Here is a 16020-nt window from a genome sequence, read left to right as displayed (position 1 = left end):
GCGAGAGGCCGGGGGAAAGAAGCTCTTCAATTGTGTCCATTCGGTCATGGTCAGGTCCGTTGGATAAACTCGCGGCAGTGTATTCATCCCTCAAGCTTACCAATCCCTTTTTCAAAACACTCTCTTACGGAAAGGTCAGGGTGCCACTTTCAAAGAGTTAAGCACTTTTTGTGAATCATCTTCTTAAACCTCCCTCACGAGATCTCAGTAAGGGCAACCTGGATTCTCCTCACTGGAAGGCTTGCCTCTTGGTAAGGGCAAGGTCCTGAACCCTGTTCAGTGACGAGAGGCACCAGAGGTCGTGATGTTTCTGTGAGGGGCACGGCCTTACCCCTCAACGAGATGTTCAGGGATGAAGAAAGCCTACGTGCTGAACGGGGTCCAGTCAGAAGAAGACTCCGAAATTATCCCCCCTCACTGAGGAGGTTCCCTCCTGCTTCCTGAAGATCGATCACTTTTTGTGATCGTTGTTTACGTTATGACATTTGTCCTCTGACCTGGTGGAGGGGCTCCCAGGCTGGGGCATCGAATTCACCAGGTGAGGGGAGGAACACCGTCTCTTCGAGAATAGATCACTTTTCGTGACTGATTTCGTTGCCTCATCCTCAAGGCCCTTCAGTGAGGGGAGCCAGCGTTACCCTCAAGGGAAGACCTATGAGGGGGAAAGTAAGTCCGACTGAACACTATTCAGCAAGTGAGAAACAGAAAACAGAGGCCTTCTGAGTAAGGGCAGGAGTTCCCCTCACTGATGGACTCCCTGAGAGGACAGGAAGCAAGACTGAACAGTGTTCAGGTAAAGAGGTACGCTATCGAGGGCGGGAATGTTCCTCACTGAAGAGAGTCCTCATATCATAAGGAGAAATATGGAGGTGCATCATGCTGGCGTGGGCGAATCCAATGCAAGCGTTTCATGTGTTTGGTGACGGTCGACGAAAGTCGCGCGTTGTGAAGGCCGCTGATCCTTCGCGGACACGCCTGACCATCAGGCAGGTGGCGGACGAGCTGCAATGTAGCGAAAAGACGGTATGGCGGTGGATTAAGGCAGGCGACCTGGTTGCTCAGCGAGCGGGTAAAGGCTGGCGTATTCACCGTAATGCCATTGAGGGGTTCTTGGCCAAGCAGCAGCAAGTCAGGAAAAGCCGTGGACGCCAGGTTCAACGACGTCCACGGAGACTACGGGCAGTATGACTGCGGCTTCATGTTGCTCGACAGAGAAGAGGGGGCGTTAATTTCTCCTAGCCCACCCAATAGGACCGTAGGTATTTGACACACGGGTATGATGTCAAAACTGAAAAACGCAAAGTGGAAGGTTCGATCAGCTCTTTCACCGTGCCATTTTGCAGACGTGAACCCCGTCAAATCTGACGATTGTGCTGGCTGAGGAAAAGAGTCCTCTGGTGTACGGTTGCGTGTTTTTCCTCTTCATTTGCGGCAGAACAACAGGCAGTGGCTGCCGCACTCGCCAGCTACGGTGATGAAGCTCGAGGTGAGGGATGAGCTAGCGTGTTCTGTCGTGGATCCTCACGCCATTCCTGACGATGCTGCCGGGGCCATCGTCGTAAACAGCGATACCAGATCCGCTTACTCAAACAAGAGTTGACCTTTTGGGGAAAATAAATTCGATTTCGCCAATGTGAAAATTTGGCTAGGGACAACGGTCCTGTTCCTAGGAGCCTCAGAGATTTGACGCCCCCTCCCTCTCGTCAGTTGCTCCGCCTGTGAGGGAACCAAAGAGGTCAACGAAGTCGGAGAGATGAAGAACGACCAGCGCCCCTTGTTGGTAACGTTCCTTCACGACCAGCAAAGGCGGTTTGCTGGAGTCATACGCCCTGGCTTGCGCTAACCCGAGTCGCAAGAGTCGAGGAAGCGCCTTTCGATATTTACACTCCACGCTGAATAGGGGATGCTCTACGTCTGGCATGGACTGACTGAAGTCACTGCCACGTTTAGTGCGTACCCCTCCCAGAGCCTTGGCTGTTTGACGTTCTGCTTGTTTCCATGCGGTGCTCATCGGACCGCCTCCTTCTCAAGCCAGCGGACGAAATCTGTTCCCTTGGGAATGTCGATTTGCTCTTCCCTGGCCTTCGCGATCCTGAAGCCTAAGTGTTCAACGATCGCTTTTCCATCTCGGAGTTTTTCTGGCAACAAGTCTTTGATTGCCGACCATGAGCGCGTCCCAAACGCTACCTGCATGACGTCTGCCTTACACTTCTTTTCATCAGCACTCTGGCCAGGAAAGAGCGACACGATGAGGCCTTCGACTTCTTCGGTCAGTACGGTTTGTTGGCGGCGTACTTCGCTTACGCCAGTGCCGCCATTTTCGAACAGTCCAGTGCTTGATTGCGATGTGTCAACGCCAACGTGATCCCCGCCAATGTTTAGTAGTTTGATGTGAGGATGGAAGCACTGAAAGACAAAATCCTTAGCGTCGTTCGGCGAGAAATCGAAGTCCCGGCTATCGATCACGCCAAACCGTTCTTTGATCACGGAGGCACGTCGTACATAGCTGCCTCCTTCTCCGACGAAGACTTTTTGCATCTCGACAAGCAGTGAGGGTTCATAGCCCGTGTCGGTCTCGGCACTCATCTTCGTTCCAACCTTGACGGTCTTGAACTCTTTCTTACCGTTGTCGTCATCATCCTCGACATCGTCGAAGATGTTGGCGGCCCGCCCACACATCAGAATGTGCAGCTTGGAATTGACGTAGCGGCTGGTGAAGGTGTGCCACTCATCTTTGAGCGGCCCCCAATCCTTGATCGAGATGAAGGTTCGTCGTTTTGCCACCTTGTACGCGCGGAGCATCTCCCGCCAGAAGTGCGTTATGGAATCGATGATGAGGATGTCGAAGGACCCCACAGCAGCATCGAGATCCTCGATCAGAGTTTTGAACGCAATGGATTTATCAACCTGGAGTTCTATCTCGGCTTCCTTAAAGAGTGGATAGACAAAATCACTCCCGGTTTCGGTGTCGATGAACCCGATGGGTTTCTTTGACTTGATATGCTGGTGCAAGCCGATGGCCAGCCGTGACGCGGTCCAGGTCTTGCCTGATCCTTGGAAGCCAAACAAGCCCGCCTTAAGGAAGGCAGCTTGGGGTACCTCGATTTTCTTAAACGCCATGATTCCTCCTTACAGCTCGTTACGTATCGCTATTGTCTTCGCCGGGTTCTTGTGGTCTCGGGTCGCCGGTCGGATTCCCTGGATCTCCTTTGGTTCGGCCTTTGTTCTTTCCGCCTCGACGTTTCTTCGGACTTCCAGACCCGCTACTACTTGAGCCTCGTCCTCCCATGATTGATCACCTCCTGTGTTACTGAATAAGGATCGTTGTTGCCGCTGTCGCTGGTGTTGAGCGACGCGTTGTCGCCAGTGGTTGCGTTGATTCGACCAGCAATCGAGCAAAAGATAGTGAGGCCCAGAAGGAAGCCCAGGTGTGAGCCAGGATGCATGAGCCTTGCCTCCGTAGATGAGGACGTGCTGGGGTTGTACCTGTCTGACACCTTCGGCTAAGCCTGCCAGGAATCGACCGCGATCTCCGGCGTTCTTGCCAGCCGTTCGACATTCGCAGGCAACGACTGACGCTCCTATGGGGATACCTTTGAAGCAGAACGTGAAAGAGCGCGGATCGCTCCAGTTCAGTGATGGAATTACCGCAAGGCCGTGCTCTTGCCAAAGGCGTCCGAGCCAGCGCGTACGGTAGACATTGTAGACTTGCACAACGAGCGCAGCCTCTCTCCACAACGAGAAGTCCGGTTCGATCAGTGCACCCCAGCCAAAGCGGTGAAACTGTTCAGCATAGAAGATCTGTCGGTTCCACAACGCTTCAAGCCGGTAGTCGTCGACATAGAACCCCAGCACTCCACCTCGTACAGACGTAGGAAAACGGCTGGTACGCCAGACAAAGAAGGTGCTAGCCGGATCAGTAACGACACCACCCGCATACACAGTGGAGAGAAGAAGTTGTCCGAGTCGATCAGCTCTGAGCTGAGGAATCCCCCAATCGTGCACGGCCATAACGTGTTCACTCATTGCTCTGTCCTCGGCACCCAGCTGCTTGGGGGTTGCCGGATTTCTGCAGGGGTTGCTGCGACCACCTCACACGAGTCACAGCGCCACAGGGTCAGGATTCTTAAGCCGTCGTACGAACGGCAAACGTCATTGATTGTGACGGGCTCGCCACAGTACGGGCAGAGCCAGGGAGTTGAAGAGGTTTCTATGAAGGTGTTGATGTCACTCATACCTCTTCCTCCCAGCTCTGCTGAAGGTGCTCATCGTTACCCTTAAGGCGTTCATCCTTAGAGGATTGAGCATCTTCAGGAACACCGTTGAAATTTCTTGTGTTTTTCTCGCTACTTTGCTGAAGGTGCTCATCCTTGGGAGATTGAGCATCTTCAGGAGGAGATTGAGCATCTTCAGGAGGCAATACCCAACACCATTGCTGGCTCTCTTTTTTTCCCCCGAAGAATCCACCGCGTTTCTCAGCTTTAATCTGCAAAGCAGCTTTGGCCCGTCGAAGTGTCGCGTAGCTAATACTGGCCTGGTTTGCTTGCTTTTCGACTTCCTTTGCAGCGACTGGGCCATCTGCCAGGACCTCACGTAAGAAATGCTTGGCCTCTTCAAGGGAAGAATGCCCTTCACCATCGAAAGGTGTAGCAAGCAGAGACGTTGCCGTGTGGTTCGTTGGACCTTCCCAGGTGAGAAAAGAAACCTTGTCTGAGTTTTCCTGGATTCGATACGCCAATGCAGCGGGAATCTTTGCCAGGTTTGATTTCGTGACGGCAAGGATTTTTCGTTCGCTGTCATCAGGGTCTGGGGCAACAAGTAATCCGCTCCGAGCAGCTCCAATGATGCCGATGCTACCCCCTCCACGATATAACGCGTTTCCTCCGGGGCTCTTATTCAGGTGTCGAATGATGACGACGGCAGCCCCAGTCTCTGCGGCAATCTTTGCGAGTGGGGCAAGAATGCGCCGGATATCTTGGTCACGAAAAGAGTTCACCTCGCTGGGAAGGTAGGCCATGAGGGGGTCGATGATCAGCAGCTTCGCGCCGTATTCTTGCAATGCATCAGGGATGAGGCTGCAATCGCCCAAACTTGGCAGGCTTTCATCATCACCGTGGATAATTGCATCCATCTTTCTGATACGGGCCATGTCCGCACCGGCAGCCGCGAGACGAGGCTGAATAGTGTCGGCGGTATCATCTTCAGCAGAGAGCAACACAACGCTCGCCGGTTCACCAAGGTCACTCAACGTTTCATCTGGCATTGGACGGTGAGTCGATACTCGCGCCGCTACATCAATAGTAATCAAACTCTTGCCGAGTCCAGGGTCACCATCCAGCATGGTGAGCTTGCCCAGCGGGATACGATCACGCCACAACCACCGCAAAGGTCTTGGTTCAACATCAGCGAGGCAAGTCAATTTCACCGCCTTCAAGCGTGCTTTACGTCGGCGCTCTTCCGTGGCCTGTTGCTTCGTCGGCGTTCGTATTTTCGCTGGACCCGTGCTTTGTTTGGGCTCATCTTTGCTAGGTGGCGTCTCGGAACTCTGAGCTTTTGCGGTCTCCTGCATCTGCCCAAAAGTCTCCGCGATTTCCTGTTGCGTTTTCTTACCCATACACCTCCCGCCTTACCGGGTGGGTAGGGGCTATGAACTGATCGATCCTCATACAGGAGCAGAGTGCTAGTGGGTCACTGGTTATTCTCATTCTCGCCACCTCCACTCCGCTTGCTCTTCATCCACTGTTCGATTTCTTCAGCACGATAGAGGACTCGGCGACCTATCCGGATGTGCGGAATCTCATTCCTGGCTGTCAACACGCGAATGTATGCTAACGAAAGCTTGGTCCAGTCTTTGACCTCCATAGCTGTGAGAACTTCGCTAACTTGCATGACCTTGTCTCCTCTCACTTCAAGTTACTGCTTACAGTATATAATATTTCGCAACTATTCAATAGTTGCGTATAATTCTCAGTATGGTAAAGCTCTTAGAAGTCCCCCAGTTCCCAGCAGAGGAGGTAGGAATGGCAAAAGTGGAGAAGCATGCGACAAAAGCGAAAAGATTTCGCCCTTACGCTGAAAGTCCACCTGATCGGGAACGAATTCAACGGCTGGAAGATTTCTTTACATGGCTCTATCGAGAGTACGGGAGTCGGGATGCTTTTGATTACGATTTTTTCGGAGTCCTGAGCGCACTCGAAATGAGTACGGGAACGACATGGAGCAGCGAACAACTCACGACGTATCTCGGTGCTCAGGACTTCGTATGGCGACAGAACTTACAGCGGAGAGTCAGAGGTTGGGTAGACAATGCTCTCGCAGGGTTCGATACCCCATCGCTTCTGCTGTTGCCTCCATCCTTAGGGGCTCCGTATCGCGGTTTTGTTGGTACCGGCACAGAAACAGAAGGGAGATTTTTACATCGTGGTTACGTTCTGAACGATAAAGAACCCCCTAATGATGAACGCCTCAGCGACATGCTCATACTTCGTCTGGTAGATGTGCTTTTACAAGGAATCAATCTCGCTGCGATCGTACGATGTTCCGAATGTGGGCACTTCACTGCGCGGAGTCACCCGAGGGGAAAGCTCTACTGCAGTCCGGATTGCCGGGTTAGGGCTTCGCTACGCACACGCCGGGAAACGTTACAAGCAGCCCAGGCCCAGAAGGACCGCAAGTCTTCAAGAAAGAAAAAGTAGCTCATATCTACACAGCCAAAGGAAATCCTGCATTTCTCTCTTCCCACTCGCTCCCCTTCCGTGGTACGTTGCCGTAATACCGAAGAATATCGAGAGATACCGCTATGGCTCGTGCTGCTACGCAAAAACGCCCAGAGACTTTTTCCCGCTCCCTTGCCCGTGTGGTCACCAAGAACGAACGCGTTGTTGTACGCCGGCGAGGAAAGGCCGTTGCCGCCCTCATTCCTCTGGAAGATCTCGCGCTTCTGGTCGTGAAGTGTACAGAAAACGGTAGCTCACTCTGTCGGGTAGCTATTCGGGTAGCTGTTCAGATGGAGGACTCACAAATATGGAGAGATACCGCGTAGACAACAGACATGAAAAAGCCCGGACGGTCCGGGCCTTTCGTTCTTTGTCACACTCTGTATTTTTCTATATCACAATCTGTTCTTGGTCTGCAAAACCTCCATTCACCGGTTCGAATCCGGTCGCCGCCTTGTTACTCTTCGCCTGACTCTTCTGCCTGATTACTCTTCGGACCAAAGCACACACCGCGTTTCGATTGCTCGATGAAGTCGAGCAGATACTGCACGTCTTCCGTGTTGGTTTCGGTGCGCAGTTCGGCGACAGCTTGCTTCATGTTTACTCGTTTGCGAAAGAGGCGCGTAAATGCGTTGCGCAGTGCGCGGATACGCTCGCGACTGAATCCAGTGCGGCGTAATCCGACGAGATTGATTCCTCGCACCGTATGAGTGCCGTCCATAATGCAGAACGGTGGAACATCGCGGCTGGTGCGTGAGAGTCCGCGGAGAATGGCGAGCGTGCCAATACGAACAAACTGGTGTACGACACAGTTACCGGAAACAAAGGCGCGGTCTTCTACATGGACATGGCCGGCTAATAATGCACCCCCAGCAATAATAGTGCTGTTGCCAATCTGACAGTTATGCGCGGCATGGGCATTTTGCATGAAGTAGTTGTCATTGCCGATGACAGTCGCACTTCCTTCGACGGTACCACGATGAATCTGGCTGTGTTCACGAAACGTATTGCGATGGCCGATTTTCAGAAAAGTTTGAGCACCTTTGTAGGAGAGATCTTGTGGCTCATGCCCAATTATCGCGCCCATATGAATGACATTATCTTCACCAATCTCGGTCCAACCTGTTAGCACGGCATGCGCTAGCACCCGTGTACCACGACCTACTTGTACGACGCCATCGATAACGACGTAGGGGCCAATGTCCGCTTGTGGATGAAGTTCTGCGCGAGAATCGATGATGGCAGTGGGATGGATGGGCATAGGAGAAACGTAAAACGTAAATATGTAAACCGTAAAGGGGAGGGGATGAGGTTACGTTTTACGTTTTACGTTTTAGGAAGCCGTGGCTTACTCTCTGCAGCCTCATGCTCGTTACTTTCTTCGGATGCAATCTTATCACCTGGAACTCGATACGATTCATCTGCCCACGCGCCAAGGTCCGTCGTGCGGCAACGCGCAGAGCAAAAAGGGCGATAGGGATTATCTTGCCACTGGGTTTCTTTGCGACAGGTGGGACATTTGACTGTGGTACGCATAAAGCGCCGCGCTGACGTTACAGAAGCGGGCGACCGGACTTGAACCGGCGACGTCCAGCTTGGGAAGCTGGCATTCTACCACTGAATTACGCCCGCTTACCAAAGAAGAGAAACCCCGGCCTCGTCCTACTCTCCCACGGCATACACCGTAGTACCATCGGCGCTGGAGAGCTTAACGGCCGTGTTCGGGATGGGAACGGGTGTGGCCTCTCCGCCATTAAGACCGGGGTGAATTCTCAGTGCGGCGTACTGTAATGAGCACGTGCGAAGTTGTCAAGTGACTCTTCGCTTGACGGTGTTTCTACTGCCCCCTAAGATCGAGTCCACCAACGATGAAACACACCATCCGTGCCATTTTCGCTGATAGCATTGCCGCTAAGCAGCAGTTCCTCCACGACTATAGTGATGCTCTCGTCGGTGTGGTTGAAGCAGTTATCCAAACCCTCCAATCCGGCGGGAAACTTCTCTTGTTTGGTAATGGTGGTAGTGCTGCTGATGCCCAGCACATCGCAGCGGAATTCGTCAATCGCTATCTGATCGACCGTCCCCCCTTACCGGCGATTGCACTGACGACAGATACCTCTGCGCTAACCTCGATTGCCAATGATTATGGAGTTGCTGATCTTTTTGCTAAGCAGCTTCGTGCACTGGGCCGACCAGGAGATGTTGCCATTGCATTATCGACGAGCGGTAATTCACCCAACATCCTTCGGGCGCTTGATGTGTGTCGAGAATTAGGCATTCGGACGATTGGCTTGACCGGTGGCACGGGGGGGGCAATGGCTGAGAAGGTCGATCATTTGCTCTGTGTGTCCGCGACGCGTGTGACGCCGCGTGTGCAAGAGGTACATATTCTCATTGGTCATACGATCTGTGAGCTTGTCGATCTTGCGCTCTTCAGTCACAAGAGGGACACGTTGTGAAGTTTTCGCCGCTCGATTTTTCTCAAGTGACGACCTATCCACTTGCTGAACGGAACAATAAAGTTGCCAATGCTCAGCTTGGGCAACCCTGGCGACCAGGGGGAACTGTCCAGGAATTTTTGCAGAAGCTTCCACGAGCGCTCGCTGGTGGAGACTTTCAAGAAATTGTCGAACGTATCGTCGCTGCCGTGCGCGCCGAACGACCAGTCGTGCTAGGTATGGGGGCGCATGCGTTGAAAGTCGGACTTTCCCCATTGATTATCGACTTGCTGGAGCGTGGGGTTGTTTCTGCCATTGCCATGAACGGTGCGGGCATCATCCATGACTTTGAATTGGCCTATCAAGGCGCAACCTCTGAGGATGTGAGTGCAGCACTCGACGACGGCAGTTTTGGTATGGCACGGGAGACTGGAGAGTTTCTCAATGAGGTCATCCGCTTGCGAGTGGTGCGTGATAAGGTTGGGATCGGACGTGCGGTCGGTGAGCAGATTCGTGTCGCTAAGCTTCCCTATGAACACTTGAGTGTTCTTGCGGCCAGTGCGTGGCTCGACATCCCTGCCTGTGTCCATGTTGCTGTCGGGACCGACATTATCCACATGCATCCGCAGGTTGATGGTGCTGCGCTTGGCGAGGGCAGTTTACGCGATTTTCATTTGTTAGCATCGGTTGTCGCGCAGCTTGAAGGTGGAGTGTTCATCAATCTGGGATCTGCGGTGATCATTCCAGAAGTGTTTTTGAAAGCCTTGTCTCTGGTGCGCAACTTAGGCCACGAGGTGGATACGTTTACAACGGTTGATCTAGATTTCATTCGTCAGTATCGACCGTCGGTCAATGTCGTCTCACGTCCCACGCAGAAGGGTGGACGTGGCTTCCATCTGACCGGCCATCATGAACTCCTCTTTCCGCTGCTTTGCGCTGCGGTGTTGGAACAACTCTCTGTCCAGGCGTGACGCCAGCGCAGAATCATGTACAATCCTGCTATTCTCGGCGTGCGCTGTTGAGACATGAAATTCATTCTCTTTTTGCTGCCAACTTTACCTGGCTCTCTAGCGGAACGGAAACGCCTCCGGCCACTTGCGAGTCACACTGACCGCTGGCAGGCGATGTTTGATGAGGTCGTCGAGCTTGCCCAACTGGCGGAAGAGGTAGGTTTTGACGCTATCGCCTTCCCCGAGCATCATTTGCATACCGAGGGGTTTGAGATCGGTGGTCCTCCAGAATTTCTGCTGTACGTGGCTATGCAGACCAAGCGTATCCAGATTGGCCCAATTGGCTACGTACTTCCAGGATGGGACCCCTTACGACTGGCGATGACGACGGCATGGCTCGACCAACTGACCAAAGGACGCTCTTTTGTCGGGTTAGCCCGCGGGTATCAGTCTCGCTGGCTTGAACAAATGGCACAAAAAGTGTTGTTGACTGCAACGATGAGTGATCCTGCCTCACTAGATGATGCCAATCGTCGTGCGTTTGAGGAAGTGTATCGGGTTCTCAAGCTGGCGTGGGCAGACCAGCCGTTCCGTTTTCGTGGGGAGTTCTACCAATACCCCTATCCGTACGAAACTGGTACCCCGTGGCCTGCTCACCCGTGGACGCGAGAGTATGGGGCTCCTGGAGAAGTGGATGAGAACGGCCACGTACGAGAACTGTACGTTGTTCCCAAACCATATCGGAAGCCTCACCCACCGCTGTTTCAAGCATTTTCTACCAGCGAGAAAACGATTCGTTGGTGTGCGCGCGAAGAGATTGCCCCGATGATTCTGCTCTCACGCCCTGCGCAAGTGCGGCAAATCGCACAAGTTTATGCGGAAGAAGCCGGCCGTGCCGGTCGCTGGCTGGCCGTTGGTGAACGGATCGGTGTGCTACGACAAATCTACTTTGCCGATTCTGCGCGTGCTGCAGACCGGCTGGCCGAACAGGGGCTTGTCGGTGTTGGTTACAAGCGCTTTTGGGGCCATTTCGGTTTTTGGGAAGCGTTCCGTTTTCCAGAAGACGAACTTGAATATCCCGCTGCTACCACACGTCTCCCCTCGCACGAGTGGACAGTTGGGCGCATGAAACAAACGCAGTACTTGTATGCTGGCCCTGTAAGTACCGTGATAGAGGGAATCGATGCCTTAGTAGAAGCAGCGAATCCTGAATGGTTTGCCTGGCTGTTTGATCAAGGATTATTGCCACGAGCAGAGCTGCGAAAACAACTTGAGATATTCGGTGCGCAGGTGTTGCCGCGCTATAAACGTGCATAGGGGCACACAGGCGTGTGTCTCTGCGCGACTCTCACTTTTGGTGCAGATTGCGCATTGACAAGTGTGGAGTCTGCGGGTACGGCTGAACGCACGCAAAAAGACGAAAGATATGGCGCAATTTCATTATCAAGCGACCACGCCCCAAGGAAAAATGATTGAAGGTGTCATGGAAGCAGGAGAAGAGCGGGCAGTGGTCCTGCGCTTGCGTGATCAAGGTTATTTGCCGCTTCGTATCCGTCCACCTGGAGAGGTGCCAGCAAAGACCACGGCTGGACAGCGTCAACTCTCACTTCCGCAATTACAGCTTCCTTGGGGAGGAAGAGTTCGGCAAAAAGATTTACAAATTTATACGCGGGAACTCGCAACCCTCATTTCTTCAGGACTGCCCCTGGATCGAGCTTTGTCCGTATTGATTGGCCTCACCGAGAAAGAGGAACTGAAACAAGCGACGGCGCAAATCTTGCGCACCGTGCAGCAAGGAAAGTCGCTGTCAGAATCTCTTGAAGAATATCCGAAGATTTTTCCCCCTTTGTACGTCAATATGGTGAAGGCTGGAGAAATTGGGGGTTTCTTGGACTCTGTCCTCCAGCGACTTGCGGAATATCTTGAGCGCTCTCAGGAGGTGGCAGACCAGATTAAAGCATCACTAGCGTACCCTGCGATGTTGGTTGCTGTCGGCGGGCTGTCGGTCCTCTTCATGTTTACCTACGTCCTGCCAAAATTCTCAGGAATTTTCAAAGATATGGGGCCAGCACTGCCAGTGCTGACGCGCATGATTCTCGCCTTGGGCGCATGGTTTCAGGCGTACTGGTGGGTGTTGATGCTGCTTGTTGTTGGGGCTGGCTTAGCGTTGCAGCGATACATTGCCACTCCGCATGGTCGGTTTGCCTGGGATCGATGGCGTTTACGGGTGGCGTTGTTGGGGGACCTTATTCGTAAGCGCGAAGTGGCAAACTTTTCGCGTACGCTGGGAACGTTGCTGAAGAGCGGGGTGCCACTGATCCAGGCCCTTGAGGTAGTCGAAGCAGTTGTTGGGAATCGAGTGATCAGCAGTGCGCTGAAAGAGGTTCGGGTTGGCGTGCGTGAAGGGCAGGGGATCAGTGGACCGTTAGGGCGCAGCGGAGTCTTTCCGACCTTGGCGTTACAAATGGTGAGTGTCGGAGAAGAAACCGGGCGATTGGATGAGATGTTGATGCGGACCGCAGAGTATTATGAAAAAGAAACCAACGCCAAGCTCAAACAACTGGTTTCCTTAGTCGAACCAGGCTTAATTCTCTTCATGGGGTTAATCGTTGGCTTTGTCGTGATTGGCCTGCTACAAGGAATCTTTAGTATTAGCCAAGGGGGAGTCTAACCCCTGTCATTGTTATGAGGGCTGTTATGAAAAGAGGAACGTTACAGTCGGGATTTACACTGGTCGAACTGTTGGTCGTGGTTTTCATCTTGGGATTGTTGGCGGCATTGGTCGCACCAAACTTGATTGGTGCTGGGACGAAACAGAATCCGAAAATTGCCAAGACGCAAATCGAGATGTTACGGACTGCTCTGGACTCCTTCCGTCTCGATGTTGGTCGTTATCCGAACTCTCAGGAGGGGTTGCAGGCGTTGCTTGAGCGGCCTGCAGGTGTTGAACGTTGGGATGGACCATATCTGCGCGAAGGAAAAGGCGTTCCCAAGGACCCCTGGCAAAACCCCTATGTGTATCGAAGTCCGGGGGAAAGGGGGGCTTTTGATCTGTTTTCGTATGGAGAGGATGGTACTGCCGGTGGTGATGGGCTGAAGGCTGATGTGTTCTAATCTACGCCAGAATTACCAATCGTACAGCCGCGAGTGATCCAGTATGGAGTTGAGCGTAACTCTCCAACGACTGAGGAAAGCTGACTTTCTCGATGGCGTCGGCATTGCGGTTGGAGCACGTGATGTCAGTTTCGTCCACGTGCGGAAGCGACTCGTGGATGTGTCTTTACGTCACGCCCGGACCGTGTCACTGCCCGAGGCTGGTCGTGAGCGGCTTGATGAATTCGACCACGCCTTACACGGTTTCTTGGAGGATGTAGAGACTCCTCCCGACCATGTGGTTCTCTCTTTGCCTCGACATACGGCCTATGTCAGTCGTATCGTTGTGCCAGAGAGTGCCCGCGATGTTATTCCAGAGGTCATCGGGTATCAGGCTGATCAGCTCCTCCCTTTTCCGAAAGAAGATCTCTATTACGATTATCTGACTGTCGACGTTGGCAAAGAAGAAAAACGCATCGAGGTGACGGTCTTTGGCTTCTCTCGCCGTGAAGTCGATGAGTATCTCGGTATTTTGTTGCAAGCGCAGTTGCGCCCTCAAATGGTAACCCTGAGTTGCTCGGCGTTGGCCAACACGTTGGCGTTTTGTAGTGCCCCCGCACATGGACCTCGCCTCTTGCTCGTTCCGGACGATGGTTGGGTTGAGGTGGATAGCATTGCCGGCTCACGGCTCCTCGCCAGTCAAGTTGTTCCTCTTCCCGCTGAGGCGACCAAGGAAGAACTCGACGAGGTGGTCGCGCAGGTTGTCACTCGTAGTTTCCCTGGAACTGCAGTGGCGGAAACACCGCTCTTTGCTGCATCGGCAACCGCCTATGGATCTATTGCCGTAGATGCAACTCATGATGTGCAAGCTCTAGTCACGACTCGATTTGCGTTAGTTGATGGGGAAGTCTTGCCTCCACCGGCGCTCCCAGCGCTCGGTGCTGCACTGCAGTCGATAGGGGAGAATGATGGCGGAATCAACCTGCTTCCTGAGGAGCGCCGCGCCCAACGGGAAAAGGCGCTCTCGCCGGTGACACTTGCGCTTGTGGGGACGATAGGGGTTCTCGGTCTGCTCTGGGCTGTTGTCTCTATCGTGCAACAGCACCGGGTGTTACGCACTCTCGCTCAGCAGCGCGCAGCTCTAGAAGCGCCAGTACAACAAGTGCAAAAGCAAGAAGAAGAGCTGGCGCAGTTACAGAAACAGTTGCAACTGTTGGACAGTACCGCGCGGCAAAAAGTGATTCCGGTGGTCAAGAATCTCTCCGAGCTGTTTCCCAAAGAGTATTATTTGAACCATCTACGCTACAAAGATGGGGATGTTGAAATGAGCGGGCTCGGGTCCCAATCTGCTGCGGACCTCTTGGCGAATCTTGAGAACTCGCCCTGCTTTCGCGATGTGGTAGCAAAGGCGCCGTTTACGAAAACTCCGCAAGGCGAGACTTTTACGTTGGGGGCAAAGACAGAGCCATGCACAGAATAATGCAAATATGGCGGAGCCGCGCTCCCCGTGAGCAAGTATTACTCGCGGTTGCTGGGATTGCCCTGCTCTTGGTGATTGTCGAATATGGCATCATCAAACCGTATCGTGCCTATACGAAAAGCTTGGAAGAGAAGATTGATGAGCACGCAACGTTTGTGGCAAAGATGACACGGCAGCGTGACCGTGGTCCGCAAATTGAACAGCAAGTGACACAATTGCGTCAGCGGATGCAATATGTTCGACAACATCTTGTGCCTGGTGCGACCCCAGCATTGGCTGCGTCACAACTGCAGGACCGGCTACAAAGCCTGGCAAGTGCGAGTGGGCTCGATGTGCTGACCACCGTATCTCTCCGTGACGAACCGGCAGGAGAGTTTCGCAACACCACCGTACAAATGACACTCCGCGGTGGGTTGGCAGAATTGGCACGGCTTGTTGCTGCCGTTGAGTATGGAGATTGGCGGCTGGCAGTGTCATCTTTGGAAGTGCGTGGAGCATACAACGTGCGCATCGCTGGAATCCAGCAAGCTGGGGCGCTGAAACAGAATCCGCTCACGGTGACCCTCGAAGTCAGCGGTTTGATGCAGGGAGGGACTCCCTCATAAGCGGAGAGTGGCTATGCGTCTTCGTACATTACTGCACGCACTGTTAGCGCTGGTTATCCTGCTGGTAAGTGGTCAGATCGTTGCGACTTTGCGACGGCCCGCTCCGGCGATAACTGAAGGACCTGTGGCGCCACCTCCGCCGACTGCAGACGAGAGCGGATCCTCTACGACGCTGACCCCGGAAGCGTCCAATGCATTTGTGACAGCGATTGCACAGAACGATTTGTTTTCCCCTGACCGAGGTGAAGCGCCACCCCCGCCACCAGACAAGGCGCCTGAGACTGTTCCGCCGCCATCGCACTTGAAGTTGGTCGGCGTCGTGCTCACCCGTGCGCGTGCCGAAGCCTTTCTCGCAGATTCTTCGCAAGGCAATAAAGTTGTCCGGGTGAAACAAGGAGATAGCATTGGCCAATATCAATTGTTGCAAGTGGCGGCGTCCGAAGTGAAATTGTCACTCGGTGCGAATGGTGAGGTTGCGCCGTTACGATTGAATATCCTTGATAGTGCCACATCGCAGCAAGCACCGCATATGGATCCCAACCAACCGGCCGCAGCTACGCCAGCTCCCGCACCAGAGGAGGCGCAAGCGTTACGCGAGAATATCCAGCGTATGCAACAACGGCTCCGTCGTATTCGCCGCCGGGCGGCACGAGAAGAGGCGGCGGCGCGAGGCGAGACTCCTGATGCAGGAAATGAAGAAGAAGAGGAACAAGATGACGAAGAGTAAGAGCGAAAGCG

The 16020-nt window shown here is 53.5% G+C and carries 18 protein-coding genes, 1 tRNA gene and 1 rRNA gene; 11 read left to right on the top strand and 9 right to left on the bottom strand.

All coding sequences use genetic code 11. The features are described 5' to 3' along the window. Positions 1–876 precede the first annotated feature (876 nt). The gene (locus tag FJ147_08505) at positions 877–1188 is read left to right on the top strand and encodes a helix-turn-helix domain-containing protein (GenBank protein ID MBM4255923.1); all 312 of its coding nucleotides are present in this window, start codon (positions 877–879) and stop codon (positions 1186–1188) included. 487 nt (positions 1189–1675) lie between these two features. Here the strand turns inward: FJ147_08505 and FJ147_08500 are convergent, their stop codons facing one another. The 5 genes from FJ147_08500 to FJ147_08480 all read right to left on the bottom strand — a co-directional run bounded on the left by FJ147_08500 (position 1676) and on the right by FJ147_08480 (position 5889). Then, the gene (locus FJ147_08500) at positions 1676–2011 is read right to left on the bottom strand and encodes a hypothetical protein (GenBank protein MBM4255922.1); all 336 of its coding nucleotides are present in this window, start codon (positions 2009–2011) and stop codon (positions 1676–1678) included. Next, a complete protein-coding gene (locus FJ147_08495) occupies positions 2008–3120 on the bottom strand; it encodes a hypothetical protein (protein MBM4255921.1) in 1113 nt (370 codons plus the stop codon). Before FJ147_08495 ends, FJ147_08500 begins: the two co-directional genes overlap by 4 nt. Before the next feature lie 9 nt (positions 3121–3129). Continuing rightward, positions 3130–4026 (bottom strand): DUF4417 domain-containing protein, encoded by an 897-nt coding sequence (locus FJ147_08490; GenBank protein ID MBM4255920.1) that lies wholly within the window; start codon positions 4024–4026, stop codon positions 3130–3132. 205 nt (positions 4027–4231) lie between these two features. Next, the gene (locus tag FJ147_08485) at positions 4232–5614 is read right to left on the bottom strand and encodes an AAA family ATPase (GenBank protein MBM4255919.1); all 1383 of its coding nucleotides are present in this window, start codon (positions 5612–5614) and stop codon (positions 4232–4234) included. Positions 5615–5688: 74 nt separating this feature from the next. After that, entirely contained in the window at positions 5689–5889 is a 201-nt protein-coding gene (locus FJ147_08480; GenBank protein MBM4255918.1) for a helix-turn-helix domain-containing protein, read from the bottom strand. A gap of 131 nt (positions 5890–6020) precedes the next feature. Between FJ147_08480 and FJ147_08475 the strand changes: the two genes are divergently transcribed. Continuing rightward, positions 6021–6695, top strand: a complete 675-nt coding sequence (locus FJ147_08475) for a hypothetical protein (GenBank protein ID MBM4255917.1) — start codon at positions 6021–6023, stop codon at positions 6693–6695. 104 nt (positions 6696–6799) lie between these two features. Further along, on the top strand, positions 6800–7042 hold the full coding sequence (locus FJ147_08470) for a hypothetical protein (GenBank protein MBM4255916.1): 243 nt from the start codon (positions 6800–6802) through the stop codon (positions 7040–7042). A gap of 131 nt (positions 7043–7173) precedes the next feature. On the opposite strand, the gene lpxA is transcribed toward FJ147_08470, so the two are convergent. From lpxA to rrf, 4 genes are all read right to left on the bottom strand, one after another. After that, positions 7174–7977: an acyl-ACP--UDP-N-acetylglucosamine O-acyltransferase gene (gene lpxA, locus FJ147_08465; protein ID MBM4255915.1), complete on the bottom strand. Its 804-nt coding sequence runs from the start codon at positions 7975–7977 to the stop codon at positions 7174–7176. 65 nt (positions 7978–8042) lie between these two features. After that, a complete protein-coding gene (gene yacG, locus FJ147_08460) occupies positions 8043–8252 on the bottom strand; it encodes a DNA gyrase inhibitor YacG (GenBank protein ID MBM4255914.1) in 210 nt (69 codons plus the stop codon). Positions 8253–8276: 24 nt separating this feature from the next. Next, a tRNA-Gly gene (locus FJ147_08455) sits at positions 8277–8348 on the bottom strand. Positions 8349–8365: 17 nt separating this feature from the next. Next, positions 8366–8480: ribosomal RNA gene (gene rrf / locus FJ147_08450) — 5S ribosomal RNA — on the bottom strand. 104 nt (positions 8481–8584) lie between these two features. On the opposite strand from rrf, the gene FJ147_08445 reads away from it, so the two are divergent. From FJ147_08445 to FJ147_08410, 8 genes are all read left to right on the top strand, one after another. Then, positions 8585–9175 (top strand): D-sedoheptulose 7-phosphate isomerase, encoded by a 591-nt coding sequence (locus tag FJ147_08445; protein ID MBM4255913.1) that lies wholly within the window; start codon positions 8585–8587, stop codon positions 9173–9175. Beyond that, on the top strand, positions 9172–10125 hold the full coding sequence (locus FJ147_08440; GenBank protein ID MBM4255912.1) for a hypothetical protein: 954 nt from the start codon (positions 9172–9174) through the stop codon (positions 10123–10125). Before FJ147_08445 ends, FJ147_08440 begins: the two co-directional genes overlap by 4 nt. 54 nt (positions 10126–10179) lie before the next feature. After that, entirely contained in the window at positions 10180–11421 is a 1242-nt protein-coding gene (locus tag FJ147_08435; GenBank protein ID MBM4255911.1) for an LLM class flavin-dependent oxidoreductase, read from the top strand. A 109-nt stretch (positions 11422–11530) separates the two neighbouring features. Then, a complete protein-coding gene (locus tag FJ147_08430) occupies positions 11531–12775 on the top strand; it encodes a type II secretion system F family protein (protein MBM4255910.1) in 1245 nt (414 codons plus the stop codon). Positions 12776–12801: 26 nt separating this feature from the next. Then, positions 12802–13218 carry a type II secretion system protein GspG gene (gene gspG, locus FJ147_08425; protein MBM4255909.1) on the top strand — a complete coding sequence of 139 codons (417 nt, stop codon included), beginning with the start codon at positions 12802–12804 and terminating at the stop codon, positions 13216–13218. A 43-nt stretch (positions 13219–13261) separates the two neighbouring features. Continuing rightward, on the top strand, positions 13262–14677 hold the full coding sequence (locus tag FJ147_08420; protein MBM4255908.1) for a hypothetical protein: 1416 nt from the start codon (positions 13262–13264) through the stop codon (positions 14675–14677). Beyond that, complete coding sequence (locus FJ147_08415; protein MBM4255907.1) at positions 14665–15282, top strand: hypothetical protein; 618 nt, start codon at positions 14665–14667, stop codon at positions 15280–15282. Before FJ147_08420 ends, FJ147_08415 begins: the two co-directional genes overlap by 13 nt. A 13-nt stretch (positions 15283–15295) precedes the next feature. Then, positions 15296–16009, top strand: a complete 714-nt coding sequence (locus tag FJ147_08410; GenBank protein ID MBM4255906.1) for a hypothetical protein — start codon at positions 15296–15298, stop codon at positions 16007–16009. Positions 16010–16020 lie beyond the last annotated feature (11 nt).

The organism is Deltaproteobacteria bacterium, assembly GCA_016874775.1.
Taxonomy (GTDB): Bacteria; Desulfobacterota; Binatia; order Bin18; family Bin18; genus VGTJ01.
The sequence above is the reverse complement of the archived record's forward strand: the minus strand, read 5'-3'. Positions and strand labels throughout refer to the sequence as shown.

Excerpts from the sequence above, each read along its gene's own strand:
- FJ147_08470 (MBM4255916.1), top strand. The coding sequence starts at position 6,800 with ATGGCTCGTGCTGCTACGCAAAAACGCCCAGAGACTTTTTCCCGCTCC.
- FJ147_08475 (MBM4255917.1), top strand. The coding sequence starts at position 6,021 with ATGGCAAAAGTGGAGAAGCATGCGACAAAAGCGAAAAGATTTCGCCCT.
- FJ147_08415 (MBM4255907.1), top strand. The coding sequence starts at position 14,665 with ATGCACAGAATAATGCAAATATGGCGGAGCCGCGCTCCCCGTGAGCAA.
- FJ147_08490 (MBM4255920.1), bottom strand. The coding sequence starts at position 4,026 with ATGAGTGAACACGTTATGGCCGTGCACGATTGGGGGATTCCTCAGCTC.
- FJ147_08495 (MBM4255921.1), bottom strand. The coding sequence starts at position 3,120 with ATGGCGTTTAAGAAAATCGAGGTACCCCAAGCTGCCTTCCTTAAGGCG.
- FJ147_08485 (MBM4255919.1), bottom strand. The coding sequence starts at position 5,614 with ATGGGTAAGAAAACGCAACAGGAAATCGCGGAGACTTTTGGGCAGATG.
- FJ147_08445 (MBM4255913.1), top strand. The coding sequence starts at position 8,585 with ATGAAACACACCATCCGTGCCATTTTCGCTGATAGCATTGCCGCTAAG.
- FJ147_08420 (MBM4255908.1), top strand. The coding sequence starts at position 13,262 with ATGGAGTTGAGCGTAACTCTCCAACGACTGAGGAAAGCTGACTTTCTC.
- FJ147_08505 (MBM4255923.1), top strand. The coding sequence starts at position 877 with ATGCTGGCGTGGGCGAATCCAATGCAAGCGTTTCATGTGTTTGGTGAC.
- FJ147_08500 (MBM4255922.1), bottom strand. The coding sequence starts at position 2,011 with ATGAGCACCGCATGGAAACAAGCAGAACGTCAAACAGCCAAGGCTCTG.
- FJ147_08430 (MBM4255910.1), top strand. The coding sequence starts at position 11,531 with ATGGCGCAATTTCATTATCAAGCGACCACGCCCCAAGGAAAAATGATT.
- FJ147_08480 (MBM4255918.1), bottom strand. The coding sequence starts at position 5,889 with ATGCAAGTTAGCGAAGTTCTCACAGCTATGGAGGTCAAAGACTGGACC.
- lpxA (MBM4255915.1), bottom strand. The coding sequence starts at position 7,977 with ATGCCCATCCATCCCACTGCCATCATCGATTCTCGCGCAGAACTTCAT.
- gspG (MBM4255909.1), top strand. The coding sequence starts at position 12,802 with ATGAAAAGAGGAACGTTACAGTCGGGATTTACACTGGTCGAACTGTTG.
- FJ147_08435 (MBM4255911.1), top strand. The coding sequence starts at position 10,180 with ATGAAATTCATTCTCTTTTTGCTGCCAACTTTACCTGGCTCTCTAGCG.
- FJ147_08410 (MBM4255906.1), top strand. The coding sequence starts at position 15,296 with ATGCGTCTTCGTACATTACTGCACGCACTGTTAGCGCTGGTTATCCTG.
- yacG (MBM4255914.1), bottom strand. The coding sequence starts at position 8,252 with ATGCGTACCACAGTCAAATGTCCCACCTGTCGCAAAGAAACCCAGTGG.